We start from the raw sequence: 19,793 nt of genomic DNA on the forward strand, positions 1-19,793 counted from the left end.
AATGGCAAAAACCCAATAATTATAAAAATCGATAGAAGTTTATTGCGTAGTGATTTTTTTATAAAATTAAACATCCTGAAGTTTTGTTCTTATTGCTATAATTTCATCCAAGCTATCCATAAATAATTCAACTACCTTTGGGTTAAAATGTGTCCCTGAATCATTTTTAATAATTTCAAGAGCCGTCTCAAGCGTAAAAGCTCTCTTGTAAGGCCTCTCGCTAAGCAACGCATCAAAAACATCAACAACAGCTACGATGGCACCGCTAAGCGGAATATTGTCGCCTATTAAGCCATTCGGATAGCCTTTGCCATTATATTTTTCATGATGTGTGTTGGCTATTTCAGCCGCAAGTTTTAGCAAAGGTGTCTCTTTTTGAGAGAGTATTGAGTAGCCAATAGTGGAGTGCTGTTTCATTATCTCAAACTCCTCCTCATCAAGTTTTCCAGGTTTTAGAAGTATATTGTCTGCAATGCCGACTTTTCCAAGATCATGCATAGGAGATGCTAACCTAATAAGCTCGACATCATCACTGCTCCATCCGATTTTTCTTGCTATTAGTGCCGCCATTTCACCAACTCTAAGAGTATGTACTGATGTTTCATTATCTCTGTATTCAGCAGTTTTGCCCAAAATAGAGATGATATCTTGTTCACTTTTTTGAATTTCTATGAGCGCATCTTGAAGCTCTTTAGTTTTCTTTGCAACTTCTTGCTCCAAAATTTTCTTGTGCTCTTTGAGCATATTTTGATAAGCTCCGAGTTTAATAGCATTTTTGACTCTAAGTCCGAACTCTATGATGTCATAAGGTTTTGTCAGATACTCATCTGCACCAAGTTTCAAACCTTTGTTAATGGCTTCCTTGTCTGAAAGAGCGGAGATTATAATTAGAGGAATCGTAGAAAATCTATCGTCACTTTTTATAATAGCCGTGGCTTCATATCCGTCCATAACAGGCATCATTAAATCCATCAAAATCAAATCAACTTTTTGTCTATTTAAAACTTCTATAGCTTCTTTTCCGTTTTGTGCCTCGATAACATTAAAACCCTCTTTGTTTAATATTTTGGAAGCCACTTTTCTATTCATCAACTCATCATCACACAAAAGTATCGTGTTCATTATTCACTCCATCTGTATAAAACTTTTACGCTATCGTCAAGATTTTTAGCATTGATATATCCTATGGCGCCTTCAACTTTTTTTACAAAAGCTATGACACTCTCTTGAGATTGCATAGTAATCGGCGGCCTTTTTCCAAGATAGTGCTCTTTTGTCCAGTATGATTTTAGTCTCTCAAAATCCATCTCGACTAGTCTGTTTTCAAATTTTTCTCTTATTGAATCCAAAGCTGACAAATTTACAGGAACTGCATTAAGATTATCTATGAGGGCTATTTTTTTCAAAAATACCGCCTTAATTTGTGCAGTTGATAAATCTTTCATTTTAGAGTTTGAAATAACAACATACTCCTCTCCAAAAGATAGGGTGGATAACATAATAGTTGATAAAAAAATTATGCTAACTGTTTTCATTAGAAGAGCACTGAAAAAGAGAATAAAAACTGATTTTGGTCACTTTGTGAGTGAAACTGATATTCAGATTTGATTGCGATAGGATATAGCGGTCTATATGTATAGCCAATAATCAACATGTCATCATCGATTGCTTTTACATTGTCATCATATGACTCAACTCTTATGACTCCTATATGCTGTTGGCTAAAGCGATATAAACCCTGAATATATCCAGCGTACTCAGTCGTATATCGACTTTTTGATTTTTGAGAGCCTATTTCGGATAAAATTTGATATTTACTAGATTCATATCTTGCAGATAGAAGCAGATAATAGAGATTGTCTTCAACTGCATTCTTATCAAGATTGTGAAAGTAACCACCGTTTAATTTAACTGCATAGTCATTTTTTTCATACGATACGCCAAAACCGTAATGTTCATTAATCTTATAATTATTATACTCAAAATCTATGTCATTATTATGCTGAAGCATAACATCAACTTTTAGTTCACCCTCGCCATATGAGATATAAGAGCTGTTTAGACCGGTTGTAAATTTGGGGAAGAGTATATTTACACTCATAGGATTTGATGTTGTTTCTCGCAGAACGTTTACGGGTAGGAGGTTCCAAAAACCTATGGGAGAGTTGTATTTACCGACTCTAAACATGTAGTTTTCATTAAAATTATAGTCTAAATAGAGCCTTTCGGTATAAAGATTGTTATTATTTGTAGATGTTTTTAAGCCATTTTGCTCTGTTTTTACATACAACTCTTTAAACTCAAACTCTGCCATGTAAGAGAATTTTTCATAATTTCCATAACCTATAATAGCTACATCATCAACTCTATATCTATCTATATCATCTGTATGTTTGTAGTCAAGTGAAAAGTAGCCGCCTACATAAAATGGGAGTGAGCCGACTTGTATGCCTTTGCCTAACTGATACTCTTCCTCAGCTTGCAAAAAGAGCAGAAATATAAAAACAAGAGAGAGATAACGCATATTAAATTTCCTTTTAATTGTTTTATATATTTAACCACTTTTTGCCAATAGCTTTTAGGGATTCTCTTTTGTAAAATAGTTTTGAAGCGCATTTAATATTGCCAAAATATCTATTTCACTATAAATAATTATATACAAATAAAAATAAAAAAATAGCTATTAATTTCAGAAAATTAAAAGTTAGATAGCATCAGAACTTAATCTTCTTGTTAAATCTCTCTAGTACATTGCAAGTCTAGGCTTTTTTTGAAAAAGAATAGTGTTTTTAGAGTTATGTTTTATTATTGTAAGAGAGTTTTTTTTCGCTAAATACTCGAATGTTGCAAGAGTAAAAAATCCTATATGCGTTACATCGCGAATATACCACCATTTTAAAAACTCATCATCATTTGAGGGATGAAAGGCACTCATAAGCAGAAGATAGCCGTTTTCTTCTACATGCAAAAGCAACTCTTTTAAAACTTCAAGCGGATTTTGCAAATGTTCAAACACCTCGGTAGAGAGAATTAAATCATATTTTTTGTTTTCATAAACTTTTTTGGGAAAGTAAAAAAGATCATATCTATCACATAAAATAGTATTTGTCTCTAACAAAATAGGCAAAACCTCTCCCTCCCCGCATCCAAAATCAAGAGCACTTTTGATATCTTTTTTGTATGAAAGAACAAACTCCTCTATCAGATTTTCAAACATCTTTACATAGCCTAGAGATTCAAAACTATTATGATGCTTGTCATAATGCTTTTTTTCATAAGCCTCATCAACATAAAAAACTTCATCCAGAAATATATAGCTGCATGCGGGGCATTTATGATATATTTTTTGAGTTTTTGTATCGGTTATAGAAGTTATAGCGCTGTTACAAATTTTACATTTTTTCATTGAGAGAATGATAACATTTTTTCAATTTTGATATACTTCCTCTTATGAACTATATACTCTTTTTTACCGCTTTTATCGGTGTTTTTATCTTACTTAACATCTATATATCAAAAAGGCTTATTGCAAAGCTTGATATAAGTTTAAAAAACAAACGCTATCTTCGCATATTTCTTATCATTAACCTTTTTGGCATTTTATGCTACATGCTCTCAAGATACTATATAGATACGCCAAGCTGGCTCTATTTTCTATTTTCTCTTCCTATTGGCATACTCTTTTTGCTCTTTTGGAGTGCCGTTGTTTATGATATCTCAAGACTTTTACTCTACCTTGCTCCAATCTCACAGCAAAGAAGAAAATTTCTAAAAAAATTACTTGATATTGCATCTGTAACAGCCGCTGCTACTTTGACACTAAAATCTATCTACAATGCCAAATATGTAGAAATTCAAAAAGTAGAGGTAGAGATTAAAAACTTAAAAAAACCCTACAAGATTATCCAGCTAAGCGACTTGCATATAGGCGGGTTAATTGACAAAGATTTTATAAGCAATATAGTAAAAAAAGCAAACACGCTAACTCCCGATATTGTGGTAATAACAGGCGATTTGATAGATATTGATGTACGTAGTGCAAAAAAAACATTGGCAGAACTAACTAAGCTAAACTCTAAATATGGAACATACTATATCGTTGGAAATCACGAATATTTTCACTCCATAGAAAAAATTATAAGCGCTGTAAAGTCTCTTGGCATCAGAGTTTTAAAGAATGAAAATGTCTATATAGGAGAAGATGACAAAGGCTTTAATCTTGCCGGTGTTTATGATATTTTTGGATATAGAGTTAAAAATTATATACCGGATTTACAAAAAGCTCTGCAATATAAAAAAGATGCTCCAACGATACTTTTAGCGCATCAGCCTCTTTATGTTCATGAAGTTTTCGATGGGGTTGACTTGATGCTAAGCGGACATACACATGGCGGGCAGCTCTACCCTTTTAAATATCTTGTTAAATTACAGCAACCTTACATAAGCGGTCTGCATCAACACAATAAAAACTTGCAGGTTTATGTAAACAAGGGAACGGGGTTTTGGGGACCGCCCATGAGACTAGGAGCGAGTAGTGAAATAACAGAGATAGTTATTAAGCCCCTTAAGAACTAAATTTAAAGGTTATCTCTTTTTAAAAATAAGAAGTGTTTTATCTTTTGTGTCATAGAGAGAAAAGGTCTGTTTTTCTATGAGTTTTAGCGCAGAGAGCTTCTCAAAAGCTCTTATTTTATGAAAATACTGAACTATTGTATCTTGATATTTTGTATATCTCAAATCTTCATTTTTTTCAAAAAGAGTAAATTTTGTGAAGAGTTTTTCATCCTCAAAAACAGCATCAACTACTAAAAATTCTCTCTCATTTTCACTGCTCATAGTGCCCTCTGCCACATCGCTAAAACCATAAAGAGTATTTATATCTGCTATAAAAACACCATCGTCGCTGAGTCTGCATGCAACCGCATCTAAAAAGTTCAAAAGTTCTTCTTGGTTTAAAAAGTTTAGCACGTCAAATATAGCCACAACAGCGTCATACTTCCCCTCTTCTTGAGCAACATCAATGCACTCTGCATCCAAACCTTTAGCCCTGCACTCATCAACCATAACTAAGCTAAGATCGATTCCCTTGCATGTTACTCCATCACTCATCATGCGCTGCATAAATCCGCCGCGTCCGCATCCCACATCTAAGAGTGTTTTTATTTTATACTCGTCAAGTTCTGAGCGATATAGGTCATAAAGAGCCTCTGTCGCCTCCTCGATGCCTAGAAGATGTTCTGCTTTTGCGTATAAATCAAGATTTGTCATATTATGCTTTTTGCTCGGCTTGTACAACATCGTTTATCTTTTTGTATATATCCAAGACTTCATCTTTTTTTGCAATATAACTATTTTTGTTTGCGATTAAGTATGTTGAGGATGTCATGATATCTTGCACAACTTCTAAGCCGTTTTGCTTCATCGTTGTACCTGTTTCTACTACATCGACTATCATATCTGCAAGTCCTATAAGCGGTGCCAACTCTATAGAACCGTAGAGTTTTATGATATCAACAGAGACCGCACGCTCCTCAAAATAACGCTTTGTAATGTTAACCATCTTTGAAGCTACTTTTATCTCTGGCTTATCTAGGTTAAATTTCTCACCCTTTTTCATCCCGATAGAGACTTTACAGATTCCACGCTTCAAATCAAGCAAGCGGATAACATCCAAACCCTGCTCTTCTAGCGTGTCAAGCCCAACAACGCCGATATCTGCCGCCTGATGAAAAACATAAGTCGCAACGTCTTGATTTCTTACTAATAAAAAACGAAACTTTGGAGTCTCTAAGATTAATTTTCTATCATCAAAAGCAAAATTATCGCCAAAAATAGTCTCAAAAATCTCTAATGTCTCTTGCGCAATGCGTCCTTTTGGAAGTGCAACTGTTAGCATATATTGGCCTTTTTCATAATATTTTTCATTCCTTTAAATAGCAGCATCTCGTCTATATGTGAAGCAGGGAACAGTTTTGCAAACTCAAAAGCGTCTCCTCCTGTGAGATATATCTCCATTTTATATGATTTTACTTCACTTTGGAGCAGTTTTATATATCCATAACTGATAGCATCACGGGAATTTTTCGGCATTTTATCTAAATCAAGCTCAAAGTTAAATGAGTAAGCAAGCGCAGCTGATATATTTTTATAGCACTCACCCATAGCTCTTACTCCGGGATAGATAAAACCGCCCTCAAATTTTCCAGCTTTTACAATATCAACGGTAATAGCACTTCCGGCATCAACAACAACGCCCTCTTCTATAGCCTCACATGCCATGATTCTGTCAATTCCCATCGTATCGTAATAATTTTTTCTATCTACATATTCAGAGAGATCAATCCAGTTTTTAAGAGGTTTTAAAAGCTCCCTTACCTGCTTATTTACGCAGATATAAAAGACCTCCTCTTTCACAGAGGAAGGCATAAACAGCTCCGCATCTTCCTTATAGCTCTGATGCTCATCAAAAAAATGGTAGGTCGTATTTCCTATATCACAAAGAAGCATTATTGAATCTTCCAGCCTTGTCCCACTAGTGCTTCTTTGGCTTTTGAACATATCGGCGCATCGATAAAAATAATTTTATGCTTAAAGTTATGTCCATAAAAAAGGGTCAATTTTGCGTATATCTCCTCAAATTTATGTACATCTTTCATAAATAGTTTGCTTTTTTGACTTATCGCAAAAATTGCCCAAAAATAGCCGCTGATATCAGTTGCTTTAAATATTTTTATTTTGTTTCTCACGCCTAAATCTCTTGGCGCAATCTCTTGCATTTTCTTATAAATCTTCCCTTTTTTTCTAAGAGAATCAACTACACTCTGCATAACTTTGCCTTTTTATCGAAAAATGCTATTTTATCAAAATATAGCTTTAGACATGAGTAATTCTTACAATAGTGCAGAAGACACAAACAAAAGAAGTAAATTTAGCTAGAAGTACCGTCTTGGGACTTTTAAGCTATTATAAATAAAAGTTAACTTAAATAGAAGAAAAATAAATATGCTATAATTCGCTCTAACTTTTAAACAAAATCAAGGATGACTATGAAAGAAATATTCGCTTTTGTATTTGTAGCACTCTATATTTTTGCCTCCTCGTTGCAAGCTTCCCAAGCTATCAACTTAAGCAGTGCTATTGAAATATTAAAATCACAAAATTTGGAGATAAAAGGTGCTCAAATAGAAATTGAGAGTGCCCTCCAAGATGCTAAAACAGCTTCTGCAAACCACTATGGAAAACTTGAATTTATTCAAGATTTTGCCAGAAGCGATGATGCGGGAAATGTGTTCGGATTTAAACTAAGCTCAAGAGAAGCAAATTTTGGAGATTTTGGAACTCAAGAGTTTATGGATAACTTTATGGCAGGAAGCCCAGACTATACGACTCCTCCTCATGATTTAAACTACCCAGAGTCAAGAAATTACTTTCAAAGCAAATTGAAATACGAAGTGCCTATCTTCACAGGTTTTAAAATTTCAAGCTATGAAGATATTATGAATTCTGTTACAAAAATCAAAAAACTTGAAAAATCACAAGTAACAGATGAGAAGATATATGAAACAAGAAAAAGCTTTTACGACATGGCGTTGCTTGAGGAGTCCATTTCAAACCTAAACGTCATCTTAGAAAACATAAAAACGCTTGAGTCAATTACAAAAGAGATGATTGAAGTCGGCTATGCAAAAAAAGTGGATCTGCTTGAAGTAAAAGCAAAAAAAGGAAATGTTGAGAGACTTGTGTCACAAATGGAGTCAAACAAAGAGCTTCTCTACCACTATATAAGTTTTTTACTAAACCAAAAGGTAACAGCTATAGAGACTCCCCCGCTAGAGATAAATACACCTTCTATTTCAAACAGCGATATAATAAATAACAACCTAGATATACAAAAAGCAAATACAGGACTAGCTATAAAGAAGAAGATGATAGATGTATCAAAAGCTTCTTACTACCCAATGGTAGGTGCTTTTGCAGAAGTTGCAACTGCTGATGATACCTTTTTAGGTGATGCTAACGATCATAAATCATATACCGTTGGAGCAAGGCTGAGTTGGAATATATTTAACGGTGGTGCCGACATGGCAAATATCGAAAAATCAAGACTTAACTTTCTTAAAACAAAAACTGATGTAGCTCTTGCAAACAGCGGCATTGAGCTTCAAATACAAAAGATAAAAACAGAGATAGAGAGTTTTAACAAAGATATAGAATCGCTCAAAAAAGAGCTTGCATTTGCTGATGAGATTTATAAAAATTATGAGGCTAGATATAGAGAAAAACTATCTTCAATGAGTGACGTTATTATTAAACAATCAGAACAAATACAGAAGATTCTGCAACTGCAACAGACAATGAACAAGCGAAACGAGAGAGTTTTCGCACTAGAAAAATTAGCAAACGGAGAACAAAAATGAAAAAACTACTACTACTTTTAGCTTTAGCGGCTTGGCTTATGGCAGAGGGAATAACACTATCAGGAACAGTAATAAGTGATAACAAAAAGATGATTACAAGCCGTTTTATGGGCTTTGTCACAGATGTAAAAGTCTCAGAAGGCGATGAAGTTAAAAAAGGAGATTTGCTTTATACGATTGATTCAAAGGAGATAGATTCGGCTCTTATTCAAGTTGAGCTTGGAATTTCTCAGGCACAACTCTCCCTTCAGATGTATCAAAACCAATACACAAACGTAAAACTAAACCTTGAGAGACACAAAAGACTTTTAGAAAAAGATATGGTTTCAAAATTTGAGGTTGAAAATTTGGCACTTGCTGAAGAGAACCTAGCAAATATGATTATTATCGCAAAAAAGCAGGTTGCTCAAGCACAAGCGCAACTTGAAGAGGTTAAAAACCAGTACCGCTACTTAAATATAACAGCACCAAATAACGGTGTAATAGTTAGTAAAAATATAGAAGTCGGAGAGATGGCAATGCCCGGAATGCCAGCACTTGAGCTTTCTGATTTAACGAATTTGAAAATATCCGCAGAGATATCAGAAGATAATTTAAGTCGCATTCAAGAGGGTAAAAAAGTGGTAGTAAATATCCCTTCTCAAAACATAAACACCATTGGTACCGTAAGCGCAATCATACCTAGCTCAAACCCAATGACACACTCTTTTAAGATAAAAATATCTTTTAAAAATATCTATAAATCAATCTACCCCGGTATGTATGCTACCGTAGTTGTTGAGTAGGAATTTAGTGATGAACAGTTATAAACCAACAGATATATCAGGACGGTTGGCCGCTGGATTTTTAAGAAATCCGCTTACTGTGGTTCTTGGTATTTTTTTACTCGCTATTGGATATTTGTCACTTAACATTATGCCTCGTGAAGAGAATCCGCAGATGGTAGTAAGCGGCTCTACGGTAATAGTAGCACTTCCCGGAGCAAGTGCAGCTGAGATACAAAAAGCCATAGTAAAGCCTCTTGAAAGAAAATTAAAAGAGGTTAAGGGTGTTGAGAATATATCTTCTATGGCTATGGATAATGTAGGAATTGTAAATGCCGCATTTTACATTGGAGAAAAAAAAGAGGACTCTAACCTTAAAGTCTATGATAAAATAATGCAAAACTCAGACATGTTTCCCGAGGGAGCCATGAATCCAGTCATTAAACCTTTAGATATTGACATTGATATTCCCGTTGTCTCTGTTGCCTTTTACTCAAAAGATGTGAAGATGAGCAAGACAGAGCTTTACGACAGAGTAAAAGAGATTCAGCACCGCATCAACGGACTGCAAAACGTTGCAGTTACCGAGATAAAAGGCGGAAACAAGCATCAGTTCAATATTGAAGTGGATTTAAACAAACTCTCTGGATACAACGTCTCCATGGGGCAGATAGTTCAAGGTGTGCAATCACTCTCTTACAGTGTTCCTGCGGTAAAAAACAGAACAAAAGATAATGAGATAATTATGCTTGGCGTTAAAAATGCCATTGATAGCGCTGAGGACATAGGCAATATCATAATTGCCAAATATATGAACTCGCCAGTATATCTTAGACAAATTGCAAAAATAACCGCTTCATATGATATGCAAAATTTTAAATCTGCCTCAATAAGCAAAAAAGATGAGAGCGGAAATTTCTCATCTTTGCAAAATCAGGTAACGCTTAGCGTATCAAAACTCCAGGGCACAAATGCAGTAGTAATTGCAGATGCCGTAAAAAGTGAACTTGAAGCAAGCAGAGATTTTTTTAACAAAAACAACATCGGGTATGTAATTACTAGAAATGATGGACAAAGAGCAAATGAAGCCGTAAACGAACTTGTTTACCACCTGCTCTTATCTATTGTAATCATCGCTATTTTACTTATTATAGTGCTTGGATGGAGAGAGTCTCTTATCGTTACTTTTACCGTTCCTGCAATTTTAGCAATTACGCTTTTTGTTGCCTATCTAACAGGGCAAACTATAAACCGTATTACTCTTTTTGCTTTCTTACTCTCGCTTGGACTTTTAGTAGATGCTGCTATTATCGTAATTGAAAATATTCATAGGCACTACCACTCAAAAGAGTCTGCCAACAAAAGTGTTGATGACATAATGATTGAAGCAACGGATGAGATTGGACCGCCGACGAATATTGCAACCTTGGCAATTATTATGACGATGGTACCGATGGCATTTGTTGGGCAGATGATGGGGCAGTTTATGAAACCGATTCCTGCAAATGTCCCAGTCGCACTTATAGCATCTCTGTTTGTAGCATATATTTTTACCCCATATCTTGCAGTTAGAATGCTAAAAAAACCGAAATTTCATTCTCAGGATAGCGAACATGTTTAAAAAATTTCAAGATGCCGTATTTAACGGTATTCAGACTCCTCTTAAGAGAAATTTAGTTCTAATTGCAACATTTGTTGCTTTTGTTGTGTCTGTACTTATGATAGCACCCGGCGAAATCGTCTTAGCAAAGATGCTCCCCGGAAAAAACAACGATACCTTTACTATCTACACAACTCTTGCTGAAGGGAGTTCGATTGAGCAAACCAGAAATGTGACAGAGTGTGTTGCCGATTTTATAAAAAAAGAGAAAGAAGTTGAAAATTTTGAGATATTCTTGGGAATGGGCGCTCCGCTTGATTTTGCAGGATTGATTAAAGGCTCACACTTTAAAAATAGTGAAAATGTTGCAGAGATTGTAGTAAATATATCTCCAAAACATCATAGAGATGAGCCATCATACTTTATGGTTCAAAGAATTAGACCTACAATCCAAAAAAGCTGCACCGAGCTTTATGATAAGACAACGATAACATTTGTAGAACCGCCGGCTGGACCTCCTGTTTTAGCAGCTATAGTTGCGGAGATATACGGAGATGATACAGATGGGATAAGAGAGCTCTCAAATAGAGTTGCAGATGTCTTTAAAAATACTAAAGGCTTAGTTGATATAGAGATTATGCAAGATGAGATTTATGATACATTTGAAGTAGAAGTTGACAGCACAAAGGTTGCACTCTCGGGTATAACTGTAAAACAGCTAAACGATATACTCTACCTTGCATTTGAGGGCATGCAGATTGCGGTTAAAAACTCAGATGTTATCAATGACCAAATTCCTATATATCTATCTCTTAGTCTTGAGTCAAAGAAGTTCTCATCAAAAGATGTTAATGCTATAAAAGCAAAACTATCATCCCTAAAACTTATGAACCAGATGGGGATGATGACTCCTATAACCGAGCTTGTAACTATTGCACCTAAAAAATCAAATCCGATGATTATGAGCAAAAACTTACATCAGTTTACAAACGTCATGGCTGAGACGGATATGGTATCGCAGGTTTATCCACTTATTGAGGCAAGAGCTGAGATATTAGACAAATTTAGCGACAAATATGATATTGAAAAAACAGGTCTTTTTAACCTTAAGCTTACAGATAAAAACTCTAAAAATGTTTATAAGTTAGTTTGGGATGGAGAGATGGAAGTGACACTAGATACTTTTGTTGAACTCGGTGCTGCATTTATTGCAGCCCTTGTACTTATCTTCTTGCTAATGGTTATATACTATAAAAGCTACGCACTTAGTGGGATAATACTTTTAGGTTCGTTTTTATCAATCATCGGCGTAATTCTCGGGCACTGGATTATGGATATATTTACGACAGACACATTCTTCCTAACAGCAACCTCGCTAATCGGCTTTATTGCACTTATCGGGATAAGTTCAAGGAACTCCCTGCTTCTCATTGACTTTACAGCATCGCTAATGAGAGACGGCGGCATGAAAAAAGCCGAAGCAATAGCTTACGCAACAGCAACTCGTGCAAAACCGATTTTTCTCACAGCCGCGGCAATTATACTTGCTTCAACTCTTTTAGCAGGAGATGCTGTATTTGTCGGCCTAGGCGTTGCTCTTATATTTGGAACGGTAGCAGCAGTAATTGCGTCACTTGTTGTTGTTCCTATACTTTTATATAAGAGCGATTTAAATAGACATTTTAATTTGGATAAAGAGTAGGAACTTCTAAAAATTTTAAGAGGGTTATAGGGATTTTTATCCCTGCCTAACTGTATGGGCGGCTTTGCCCATACAGTAGTTTGAAACTATAATCTACATTCTTGCATATTGAACACTTAGACAAGCATCAATATCTAATAACTCTTTGAGCGTAATGTCATTTATAACATTGTCCACTAAAATTACCGCAAGAGCCTCTTTTTTATCATTTCTAGCAAGTGAAAAGTCTGCAATATTTACGCTGTGCTTTGATAAGGTTGAACCGATATTTCCTATAACACCGGGAACATCTCTGTTTTTAAGAACTATCATATCGCCCTTAAGTGCTACTTCTATATCAAAACCGTCAATTGAGACGATTCTAAAGACATTATCGTCAAAAATTGTAGCGCTTATTGTAGTAGTACCACCTTCTGCGGTAGTCAACTTTATAGTAATTAAATTTTTATAAACAGAGGAGTCAAGGAGTGCTTCAAATTCTATCTTTATCCCTTTTTCTTTAGCAATAAAATCTGCATTAACATAGTTAATAGTATCATCGCTGATTTGGCTCATAGCGCCTACTGCCACAAAGGTAGCAAGTGATTCTACATATTTTGAAATTTCACCCTGCCCGCTTACTTTTATAGAGATAATCTGAGATTTGTTAAGCTGAGACTCTAAAAAACCAATTTTTTGTCCCATCTCTAAAAATGGTTTTACAAACGGAGGAATTTTGCTCTCATCAATAGGTAAATTCATCGCATGTGGATAAGAGATTCCTTTTGCTGCAGCAATAGCATTTGCAGCAGCCTGAACCCCGATATTGTATTGAGACTCATAAGTGTTTGCGCCTAGATGTGGAGAGACTGTAACATTATCAAGATCAAGAAGAGGATTGTTGATTGCTGGCTCTTTCATAAATACATCTATACCCGCAAAACGGATTTTACCACTTTTAAGCCCTGTGTATAGTGCCTCTTCATTGTAAAGACCACCTCTAGCACAGTTTATTAAAACCACTCCATCTTTCATTTTTGCAATCTCTGCACTGCTTATCATATTAACAGTCTCTTTGTTTTTAGGCGTATGGATAGTGATAATATCACATGCTAAAATATCTTCAAAGTTCTTTGTATAGAGCATATTGTAGTCGGTAACTTTAGACGGATTTATGTATGGGTCGTATGCCACAATATCCATCTCAAAAGCCTGGGCTCTCTTTGCCACGCGGCTCCCAATATTACCAAATCCAATAACACCGAGTTTTTTGCCTTTTAGCTCATATCCGTACCACTTCTCTCTCTTCCATACTCTATCTTGTTTTAAGTGATTGTGTGAATATGGAAACATTCTCATACATGAGAGCATATGTGCCATAGTTAGTTCAACTGCGGCAATAGTGTTTGCAGTAGGAACATTCATGACTATAATTCCCTCTTTAGAACATCCGGGAATATCAACATTATCTACTCCGACGCCTGCACGCACGATTGCTTTCATGTTTTTAGCATGTGCAATAAATTTATCGTCAACATCTGTTGAACTTCTTGTAATCGCAACATCTGCTTGTTCAATAATATCTAAAAGCTTTACTTTATCTTCATCAGCTGCCATTATAAAATTTATATTTTCATCACTTCGAAGCATCTCTAAGCCAGCTTCATGAATATGGTCACAAACAACTATTGTATGTTTTTGCATTATGTATCCTCTTTATATAGCCCAACAGTGGCTGAAATTTGGTAATTTTTTAAAACTTCCACGAGAGAGTCTAACTTGTCTCTCTTTTTTGAGTAAATTAGCAACTCTGCACCACTCTTATCTTTTTTTAGAAAATACTTCAGTTGATGCTGTTTTAGCTCCTCTTTTAAACAGAAGAGCTGATAAGGGTCAACTATCGGCGCAGATAATTTATATATGGTTTGACTTGCTACTTTCTCACTTAAATCAACTTGAATCAAAACTTCATTAACTGGATAAAAATATCCTAATCTCTCTGTTTTAGAAAAACTATCTAACCAATTATTTTTCGGTTCTTTTATAACAACTTCACTTTTGTGTTCAAGCGGAGTTAAGCTAATGGATGTTTCATTAAAGTTTATTGAAATAAGAAAGAAAACAACAAAAACAGCTACCCCTACTGCAATAAGTAGGGCTAACCATTTTAAATTTTTTTGCACGATGTTTACTTAAATTTGTCTTTTATCAAATCACCTAGAGAGTGTGATTCATCATCATTTATCTCATCAAGCATCGCCTGATTTTTTATATAATCAAGTTTTTTAACAGATAGACGGATACGGTCACGACGAGTGTCGATAGCCGCGATTGCCGCTTCAATTTCTTGACCTATCTCTAGTTCACTCTTCTCTAACGGAGAGAGATCTTCATCACGAATAAGTGCATCAACGCCATCTTCTAAAGATACAAAAACACCAAAATCTTTAATGTCGCGAACAGTTCCTGTTACAACACTGTTGAGTTTGTGAGTTTTAGCAAATGCATCTATAGGACTCTCTAGAAGTGCTTTTCTATTGAGTGATATTTTTTGATCTTCTGGGCTGATTTTAGCGATTTTTACTTCAACTTCATCCCCTGATTTTAAAACGTCTCTACATTTAACATTTTTATCCCATGAGATATCTTGGTTATGAAGAAGTCCCTCAACACTGTCAATGCGTACAAATGCACCAAAATCAGTCAATGATGTTACAACTCCTGTTACAACATCTCCCTCTTTGTGATTTTTAACAAACTCATCAAACGGTTTAGGAAGAAGTTTTTTCAGTGAAACACGAAGCTTGTGAGTTTTAGGATTGATTTCAATAACTTCAACATCTAACTCCTGCCCGACTGTTAAGTAGTCATTAGGATTTTTGACATTTTTGTCCCATGAAATCTCAGATATATGCAAGAAACCTTCAATATCATTTCCTAAATCAACAAATACACCATATGCTTCAACATTTGAAACGGTAACAGTAATCGTATCCCCTTCATCTAGCTCGCTCTCAACCTCTTCCCATGGATCAGACTGAACTGCTTTGATAGAGAGAGAAAGATGTCTTTTGTCTTTATCATAAGAGATTGCTTTTACGGATACGGTATCGCCCTCTTTATAAAGTTTTGACGGATTTACTGGACCTTTATAGCTGATTTCGTTGTAGTGGACCAAGCCATCAACACCACCGACATCTACAAACATACCATAGCTTGTAATTTTCTTGATAGTGCCTTCTATAATAGCATCATCTTCCATCAGCTTGTCGATAATCTCTTTTTTCTTTTTACGCTCATCATTAAAAAGTTTACGACGAGAAACGACTATTGAATTTTGCTCTTCATCAATTTTAACAACTTGAGCTTTTATCTTACGACCTACTACTTCATCTGTCTCTTTAAAAGCAGCTAATGAACGAGGCATAAAGAAAGATACTCCATCTGCTTCTAAAACATAGCCGCCACGATTTTTCTTAGTGATAATACCATCAACAATTAAATCTTCGAAGTTTTCTTTGTATTTGTCAATAAAGTCTATTGTTTTTTGTTGTTCTAGCACCTTTTTGTAAGATATTTTAGGACGCTCATTGTAGTATCCTGTTACCATTACTTTGATTTTATCGCCAACATCAAACTTTAATTTTCCATTTTCGCTAATCTCTTCTAAACTAAGGATACCCTCTAGTTTATCGCCAACACCTACTAATGCTCTATTTTCATCCGCTTGGATTTCAACAATCTCACCCTCTACAATGCGACTTGTCTCTTGCTGCTTCTCACTTGCAGCAAACATCTCTGCAAAATTTTCTTCTTCTTCAAATGATTCGTTATCGAACGCCATTACCTATCCTCTGTTACATAAAAATTTCGTGATTATATCCAATTATTGATAATTTTTTCATTAAATTAAGCATGAATAAAAATAAAAAAAGATGTTTTTATGGCTAACTGCTTGCTTGTTGATTCTTTTGTATAGCATTAACTACATTTTGTATAATCCAGTCAGGAGTTGATGCTCCCGCGCTTATACCGCAAAACTTTTTACCCTCAAACCATGAAAAATCTAGGTCATTTTCATCTTCTATGTGATAGCTGTCTGTGCAGTTATCTTGAGAGATACTAAAGAGTTGTTTTGTATTTGATGAGTTTTTCCCGCCTATAATTATCATAACATCAGCTTTTTTAGAGATTTTTCTTACCGCTTCTTGGTTCTCAAATGTTGCGTTGCAGATAGTGTTAAATACTCTAACTTCTTTATGGCGCGGTATAAGATAGTTTGCAACTTCCAAATAATCTTCAACTTTTCTTGTTGTTTGCGCGACAAGAGCTATCTTCTCTTTTAACTTCAAATTCTCAAGCTCTTTTGGTGAAGTGACTACTGTTGCGCCATAGGTTGCGTAGCTTTTAACGCCCTTAATCTCAGGATGGGCTTCATCCCCAAAGATTATAATATCATAACCCTGCTCGCTCATCTCTTGACAAATCTGCTGCGGTTTCGTCACATAAGGGCATGTGGCATCTACTACATCTACTCTGTTTTCTTTTAACTCTGCAAGCTCATTTTTAGGTATTCCATGTGTACGAATAACCGCCTTGTCTCCCGAAGAAAAACTTTTATGATTATTCGTTAGGCTCACTTTATAATCTTTTTCAAGTCTCTCAATCTCTTTTGAGTTGTGAATAAGCGGTCCGTATGTTGATGAGTTTTTATTCTCTTCGGCAATTTTAATAGCGCGTTTTACGCCAAAACAAAAACCGTAACTCTCAGCTAACTCTATCTTCATTATTATCTCTCTCCTTTTACAAAGAAGTAAATTCAACTTTTGTAATCTTTTGTAATAGTTCAAAAAAGTTTGGAAAGGAGGTATTAATACAATCTAAATCGCTCACTTGCATCCCGCACTTAAGCCCAGCTATAATAAAGCTCATAGCAATCCTATGGTCTCCATGGCTATCAATAGTAGCATCTTTAAGCTCGCCACCTTTTACGCTATAGCCGTCTTGAACTTCTTCTACTTCAATACCACAGGCTCTAAGTCCATTTACTACCGTAGAGATTCTATCGCTCTCTTTTACTCTAAGCTCTTCGGCATTTTTGACAACACTCACCCCTTGAGCACATGCAAAAGCTATAGAAAGCGCAGGAAGTTCGTCTATTAGCCAAGAAATATTATGCTCAACAGTGATTGCTTTTAGAGGAGCATACTTTACATGAATATTGCCGATTGGCTCATACTTACTATCCGTAGTTTCATAGCTAATATTAGCACCCATTCTCTCTAGCGCTTTGAATGCTTCTATTCGAGTAGGATTAAGAGTGACACCCTCTAGCACTATATCAGAATCAGGCGTAATTGCAGCTGCTACTGCAAAGAAAAATGCACTTGAGGGATCTGCAGGAACTCTTAATTTAAGCGGTAAGAGAAGTTTTTTCATAGGTTTGATTTTAGTAACCAAACCCTCAACTTCTATCTCGGCACCCATTCCTTTTAACATTCTTTCCGTATGGTCACGGCTAAGTTCAGGTTCACTGTAGCTGCATTCGCCATCAGCTCTAAGAGCAGCTAAAATCATCGCACTCTTAACCTGTGCCGAGGCTATTTTACTCTCATAATGAAATGCTCTAAGCGAAGCCCCACGTATGCTCAAAGGTGCTAAATCGCCTCTATTTCTTCCGTCAAGTTTTGCACCGATATCACGCAGGGGCGCAGTCACTCTATTCATAGGACGGCGTCTTAGATACTCATCTCCACTTAAAATAAAATGCCCCTCCGCTGAACTTAAAAGACCGCAAAAAAGTCTCATTCCAGTTCCGGAGTTACCGCAATCTAAAATTTCACTACTCTCTTTTATACCCTCTGAACTTATTTTTATAGTTACCCCATCATCAACTATTTTTGCACCTAAATTTTTGATAATATTTAGCGTGTCAAGCGTATCTTCAGCTCTTAAAAAGTTGGTAATCTCACTTGTTCCCTCTGCAAGCATTGCGAACATAGCGGACCTGTGTGATATAGACTTATCAGGTGCAATCGCCGAAATAGCAAGCGAAAATGGTGATGCTTTTAGAACTTTTACACTACTCATCTAATCGTAATTCCTAGTTTATTATTTAAAGCATCTAAAATACTTTGTGTGAATCTTGTCATATCCTCTTCTTCTAGCGTTTTTTCCATTGACTGCAAAATAAATCTAATTGTTAAACTCATATTCTCATCCAAAGATTCATCACTATATTTATCAACCGGGTAGAAGCGAACAAGATGTTCTACAGAGGACTCCTCTATGACGCTTTTGACTTTTTCATACTGCATCTCTTTTGGCATAACCAAGCTCAGATCTCTATATGATGCCTGATATTTTGAGCTGTTTTCTGCGGTTTTTAGCCCACTTGGAAGCTTTGAGAAATCTAGCTCACACATATATGTAGTGTCTAAATCATAACTATCCTCTACCTCTGGATGAACACGAAATAGCTCGCCTACAGCCTCCCCGCCAATAACAATTTTGGCAGATTGAAAAGGGTGTGAGAGCGAGTGTGTGGTTTTAAACTCACAAAGTTCAAACTCTCCTATGATGTTTGAAATCTTCTGAGTAAAAAATCCAAAATCTACTTTTAGAGGTTTACCCGTATTTGACAAACTTTGAGACTCTCTATCTCCAGAAAAAAGCATTGCCATCTTCACGGACTCTTCTCTTTTGGAATTAAATACAGAACCGATTTCAAAAAGCTTTACTGAGAGATATCCATTTTTAGAGTTATTTGATGCAGCTCTAAGCAAGCCGCTCAAGAGTGTGGACCTAAGGGTATCAAGCGTATTTACGATTGGATTAAGAAGTTCTTTATCCGCATCAAGAGTTTGAAATCCATACTGCTGCAAAACTCTCTTCTCATCAAACACAAAATGAACAGACTCAAAAAAGCCGCTAAATGCCGCTTTGTGTCTATACTCACTCCTCTTTTTATAAGCAAAATAATCATCTTTTAGTCTATTTTCTTCAGTAAATATAAAAGGTTTTGAGGGAATATTGTCAATACCTACAAGTCGAACAATCTCCTCAACTATATCTTGTTTATTAGATATATCATGTCTAAATTTAGGAACTAAAACAACAATACTGTTAGCTGAGGATTTTGTAGTATCAAAACCGAGATTTTTAAGTATTTTCGTTATTTTAAGTTTATCGATATTTGCACCGATTATCTCATCTATCTCTTTTTTGCTAACACTTATAATCTTATCTTCATGTAAGTCGCCGAGTTCAATTGTTCCACCGAAAATAGAGGACGCTGAGTTTGCCTCTATTGTAGAGATGCAGTATGAGAG

At 35.6% G+C, this 19,793-nt stretch carries 18 protein-coding genes and 1 pseudogene; 5 read left to right on the forward strand and 14 right to left on the reverse strand.

Features of this window, described 5'->3' with window-relative positions:
* Positions 1–66: 66 nt before the first annotated feature.
* The 4 genes from M0Q17_RS02100 to M0Q17_RS02115 all read right to left on the reverse strand — a co-directional run bounded on the left by M0Q17_RS02100 (position 67) and on the right by M0Q17_RS02115 (position 3,406).
* Entirely contained in the window at positions 67–1,122 is a 1,056-nt protein-coding gene (locus tag M0Q17_RS02100; RefSeq protein ID WP_295082801.1) for an HD domain-containing phosphohydrolase, read from the reverse strand.
* Positions 1,122–1,406, reverse strand: a complete 285-nt coding sequence (locus M0Q17_RS02105; protein WP_295082809.1) for a hypothetical protein — start codon at positions 1,404–1,406, stop codon at positions 1,122–1,124. Before M0Q17_RS02105 ends, M0Q17_RS02100 begins: the two co-directional genes overlap by 1 nt.
* A 128-nt stretch (positions 1,407–1,534) precedes the next feature.
* On the reverse strand, positions 1,535–2,524 hold the full coding sequence (locus M0Q17_RS02110; RefSeq protein ID WP_295082811.1) for a hypothetical protein: 990 nt from the start codon (positions 2,522–2,524) through the stop codon (positions 1,535–1,537).
* Between the two features lie 219 nt (positions 2,525–2,743).
* Positions 2,744–3,406 (reverse strand): class I SAM-dependent methyltransferase, encoded by a 663-nt coding sequence (locus M0Q17_RS02115; RefSeq protein ID WP_295082813.1) that lies wholly within the window; start codon positions 3,404–3,406, stop codon positions 2,744–2,746.
* 44 nt (positions 3,407–3,450) lie between these two features.
* On the opposite strand from M0Q17_RS02115, the gene M0Q17_RS02120 reads away from it, so the two are divergent.
* The gene (locus tag M0Q17_RS02120; RefSeq protein ID WP_295082815.1) at positions 3,451–4,575 is read left to right on the forward strand and encodes a metallophosphoesterase; all 1,125 of its coding nucleotides are present in this window, start codon (positions 3,451–3,453) and stop codon (positions 4,573–4,575) included.
* A gap of 9 nt (positions 4,576–4,584) precedes the next feature.
* On the opposite strand, the gene M0Q17_RS02125 is transcribed toward M0Q17_RS02120, so the two are convergent.
* Genes M0Q17_RS02125 through M0Q17_RS02140 form a run of 4 tightly spaced genes read right to left on the reverse strand, consistent with a single transcriptional unit; the run spans position 4,585 to position 6,827 of the window.
* Entirely contained in the window at positions 4,585–5,298 is a 714-nt protein-coding gene (locus tag M0Q17_RS02125) for a class I SAM-dependent methyltransferase (protein WP_295082817.1), read from the reverse strand.
* On the reverse strand, positions 5,270–5,896 hold the full coding sequence (hisG, locus tag M0Q17_RS02130; protein ID WP_295082819.1) for an ATP phosphoribosyltransferase: 627 nt from the start codon (positions 5,894–5,896) through the stop codon (positions 5,270–5,272). The genes M0Q17_RS02125 and hisG overlap by 29 nt, the downstream gene beginning before the upstream one ends.
* On the reverse strand, positions 5,890–6,507 hold the full coding sequence (locus M0Q17_RS02135) for a type III pantothenate kinase (RefSeq protein ID WP_295082821.1): 618 nt from the start codon (positions 6,505–6,507) through the stop codon (positions 5,890–5,892). The genes hisG and M0Q17_RS02135 overlap by 7 nt, the downstream gene beginning before the upstream one ends.
* Positions 6,507–6,827 (reverse strand): hypothetical protein, encoded by a 321-nt coding sequence (locus M0Q17_RS02140; protein ID WP_295082823.1) that lies wholly within the window; start codon positions 6,825–6,827, stop codon positions 6,507–6,509. The genes M0Q17_RS02135 and M0Q17_RS02140 overlap by 1 nt, the downstream gene beginning before the upstream one ends.
* A gap of 219 nt (positions 6,828–7,046) precedes the next feature.
* Between M0Q17_RS02140 and M0Q17_RS02145 the strand changes: the two genes are divergently transcribed.
* The 4 genes from M0Q17_RS02145 to M0Q17_RS02160 are packed head-to-tail and all read left to right on the forward strand — an operon-like array spanning position 7,047 to position 12,483.
* Complete coding sequence (locus tag M0Q17_RS02145) at positions 7,047–8,417, forward strand: TolC family protein (RefSeq protein WP_295082825.1); 1,371 nt, start codon at positions 7,047–7,049, stop codon at positions 8,415–8,417.
* A complete protein-coding gene (locus tag M0Q17_RS02150; protein WP_295082827.1) occupies positions 8,414–9,202 on the forward strand; it encodes an efflux RND transporter periplasmic adaptor subunit in 789 nt (262 codons plus the stop codon). Before M0Q17_RS02145 ends, M0Q17_RS02150 begins: the two co-directional genes overlap by 4 nt.
* A 10-nt stretch (positions 9,203–9,212) precedes the next feature.
* On the forward strand, positions 9,213–10,802 hold the full coding sequence (locus M0Q17_RS02155; protein WP_295082829.1) for an efflux RND transporter permease subunit: 1,590 nt from the start codon (positions 9,213–9,215) through the stop codon (positions 10,800–10,802).
* A complete protein-coding gene (locus M0Q17_RS02160; RefSeq protein ID WP_295082831.1) occupies positions 10,795–12,483 on the forward strand; it encodes an efflux RND transporter permease subunit in 1,689 nt (562 codons plus the stop codon). The genes M0Q17_RS02155 and M0Q17_RS02160 overlap by 8 nt, the downstream gene beginning before the upstream one ends.
* 93 nt (positions 12,484–12,576) lie before the next feature.
* Here the strand turns inward: M0Q17_RS02160 and serA are convergent, their stop codons facing one another.
* The 6 genes and pseudogenes from serA to M0Q17_RS02190 form a co-directional block, all read right to left on the reverse strand.
* The gene (gene serA / locus M0Q17_RS02165) at positions 12,577–14,166 is read right to left on the reverse strand and encodes a phosphoglycerate dehydrogenase (RefSeq protein ID WP_295082833.1); all 1,590 of its coding nucleotides are present in this window, start codon (positions 14,164–14,166) and stop codon (positions 12,577–12,579) included.
* Positions 14,166–14,645, reverse strand: a complete 480-nt coding sequence (locus tag M0Q17_RS02170) for a hypothetical protein (RefSeq protein ID WP_295082835.1) — start codon at positions 14,643–14,645, stop codon at positions 14,166–14,168. Before M0Q17_RS02170 ends, serA begins: the two co-directional genes overlap by 1 nt.
* Before the next feature lie 5 nt (positions 14,646–14,650).
* Positions 14,651–16,306 (reverse strand): 30S ribosomal protein S1, encoded by a 1,656-nt coding sequence (locus M0Q17_RS02175; protein WP_295082837.1) that lies wholly within the window; start codon positions 16,304–16,306, stop codon positions 14,651–14,653.
* Positions 16,307–16,409: 103 nt separating this feature from the next.
* Complete coding sequence (locus M0Q17_RS02180) at positions 16,410–17,249, reverse strand: 4-hydroxy-3-methylbut-2-enyl diphosphate reductase (protein ID WP_295082839.1); 840 nt, start codon at positions 17,247–17,249, stop codon at positions 16,410–16,412.
* Between the two features lie 16 nt (positions 17,250–17,265).
* Positions 17,266–18,552, reverse strand: a complete 1,287-nt coding sequence (gene aroA, locus M0Q17_RS02185; RefSeq protein ID WP_295082841.1) for a 3-phosphoshikimate 1-carboxyvinyltransferase — start codon at positions 18,550–18,552, stop codon at positions 17,266–17,268.
* Positions 18,549–19,793 (reverse strand): annotated as a pseudogene (locus M0Q17_RS02190) (phenylalanine--tRNA ligase subunit beta); the annotation flags it as partial. The gene aroA and the pseudogene M0Q17_RS02190, both read right to left, overlap by 4 nt.

Source organism: Sulfurimonas sp., assembly GCF_023229105.1.
Taxonomy (GTDB): domain Bacteria; phylum Campylobacterota; class Campylobacteria; order Campylobacterales; family Sulfurimonadaceae; genus Sulfurimonas.

Coding starts and splice junctions, on each gene's coding strand:
- hisG (WP_295082819.1), bottom strand. CDS start 5,896: ATGCTAACAGTTGCACTTCCAAAAGGACGCATTGCGCAAGAGACATTA.
- M0Q17_RS02125 (WP_295082817.1), bottom strand. CDS start 5,298: ATGTTGTACAAGCCGAGCAAAAAGCATAATATGACAAATCTTGATTTA.
- M0Q17_RS02120 (WP_295082815.1), top strand. CDS start 3,451: ATGAACTATATACTCTTTTTTACCGCTTTTATCGGTGTTTTTATCTTA.
- M0Q17_RS02180 (WP_295082839.1), bottom strand. CDS start 17,249: ATGAAGATAGAGTTAGCTGAGAGTTACGGTTTTTGTTTTGGCGTAAAA.
- M0Q17_RS02175 (WP_295082837.1), bottom strand. CDS start 16,306: ATGGCGTTCGATAACGAATCATTTGAAGAAGAAGAAAATTTTGCAGAG.
- M0Q17_RS02140 (WP_295082823.1), bottom strand. CDS start 6,827: ATGCAGAGTGTAGTTGATTCTCTTAGAAAAAAAGGGAAGATTTATAAG.
- M0Q17_RS02150 (WP_295082827.1), top strand. CDS start 8,414: ATGAAAAAACTACTACTACTTTTAGCTTTAGCGGCTTGGCTTATGGCA.
- serA (WP_295082833.1), bottom strand. CDS start 14,166: ATGCAAAAACATACAATAGTTGTTTGTGACCATATTCATGAAGCTGGC.
- M0Q17_RS02160 (WP_295082831.1), top strand. CDS start 10,795: ATGTTTAAAAAATTTCAAGATGCCGTATTTAACGGTATTCAGACTCCT.
- M0Q17_RS02115 (WP_295082813.1), bottom strand. CDS start 3,406: ATGAAAAAATGTAAAATTTGTAACAGCGCTATAACTTCTATAACCGAT.
- M0Q17_RS02155 (WP_295082829.1), top strand. CDS start 9,213: ATGAACAGTTATAAACCAACAGATATATCAGGACGGTTGGCCGCTGGA.
- M0Q17_RS02145 (WP_295082825.1), top strand. CDS start 7,047: ATGAAAGAAATATTCGCTTTTGTATTTGTAGCACTCTATATTTTTGCC.
- aroA (WP_295082841.1), bottom strand. CDS start 18,552: ATGAGTAGTGTAAAAGTTCTAAAAGCATCACCATTTTCGCTTGCTATT.
- M0Q17_RS02100 (WP_295082801.1), bottom strand. CDS start 1,122: ATGAACACGATACTTTTGTGTGATGATGAGTTGATGAATAGAAAAGTG.
- M0Q17_RS02135 (WP_295082821.1), bottom strand. CDS start 6,507: ATGCTTCTTTGTGATATAGGAAATACGACCTACCATTTTTTTGATGAG.
- M0Q17_RS02110 (WP_295082811.1), bottom strand. CDS start 2,524: ATGCGTTATCTCTCTCTTGTTTTTATATTTCTGCTCTTTTTGCAAGCT.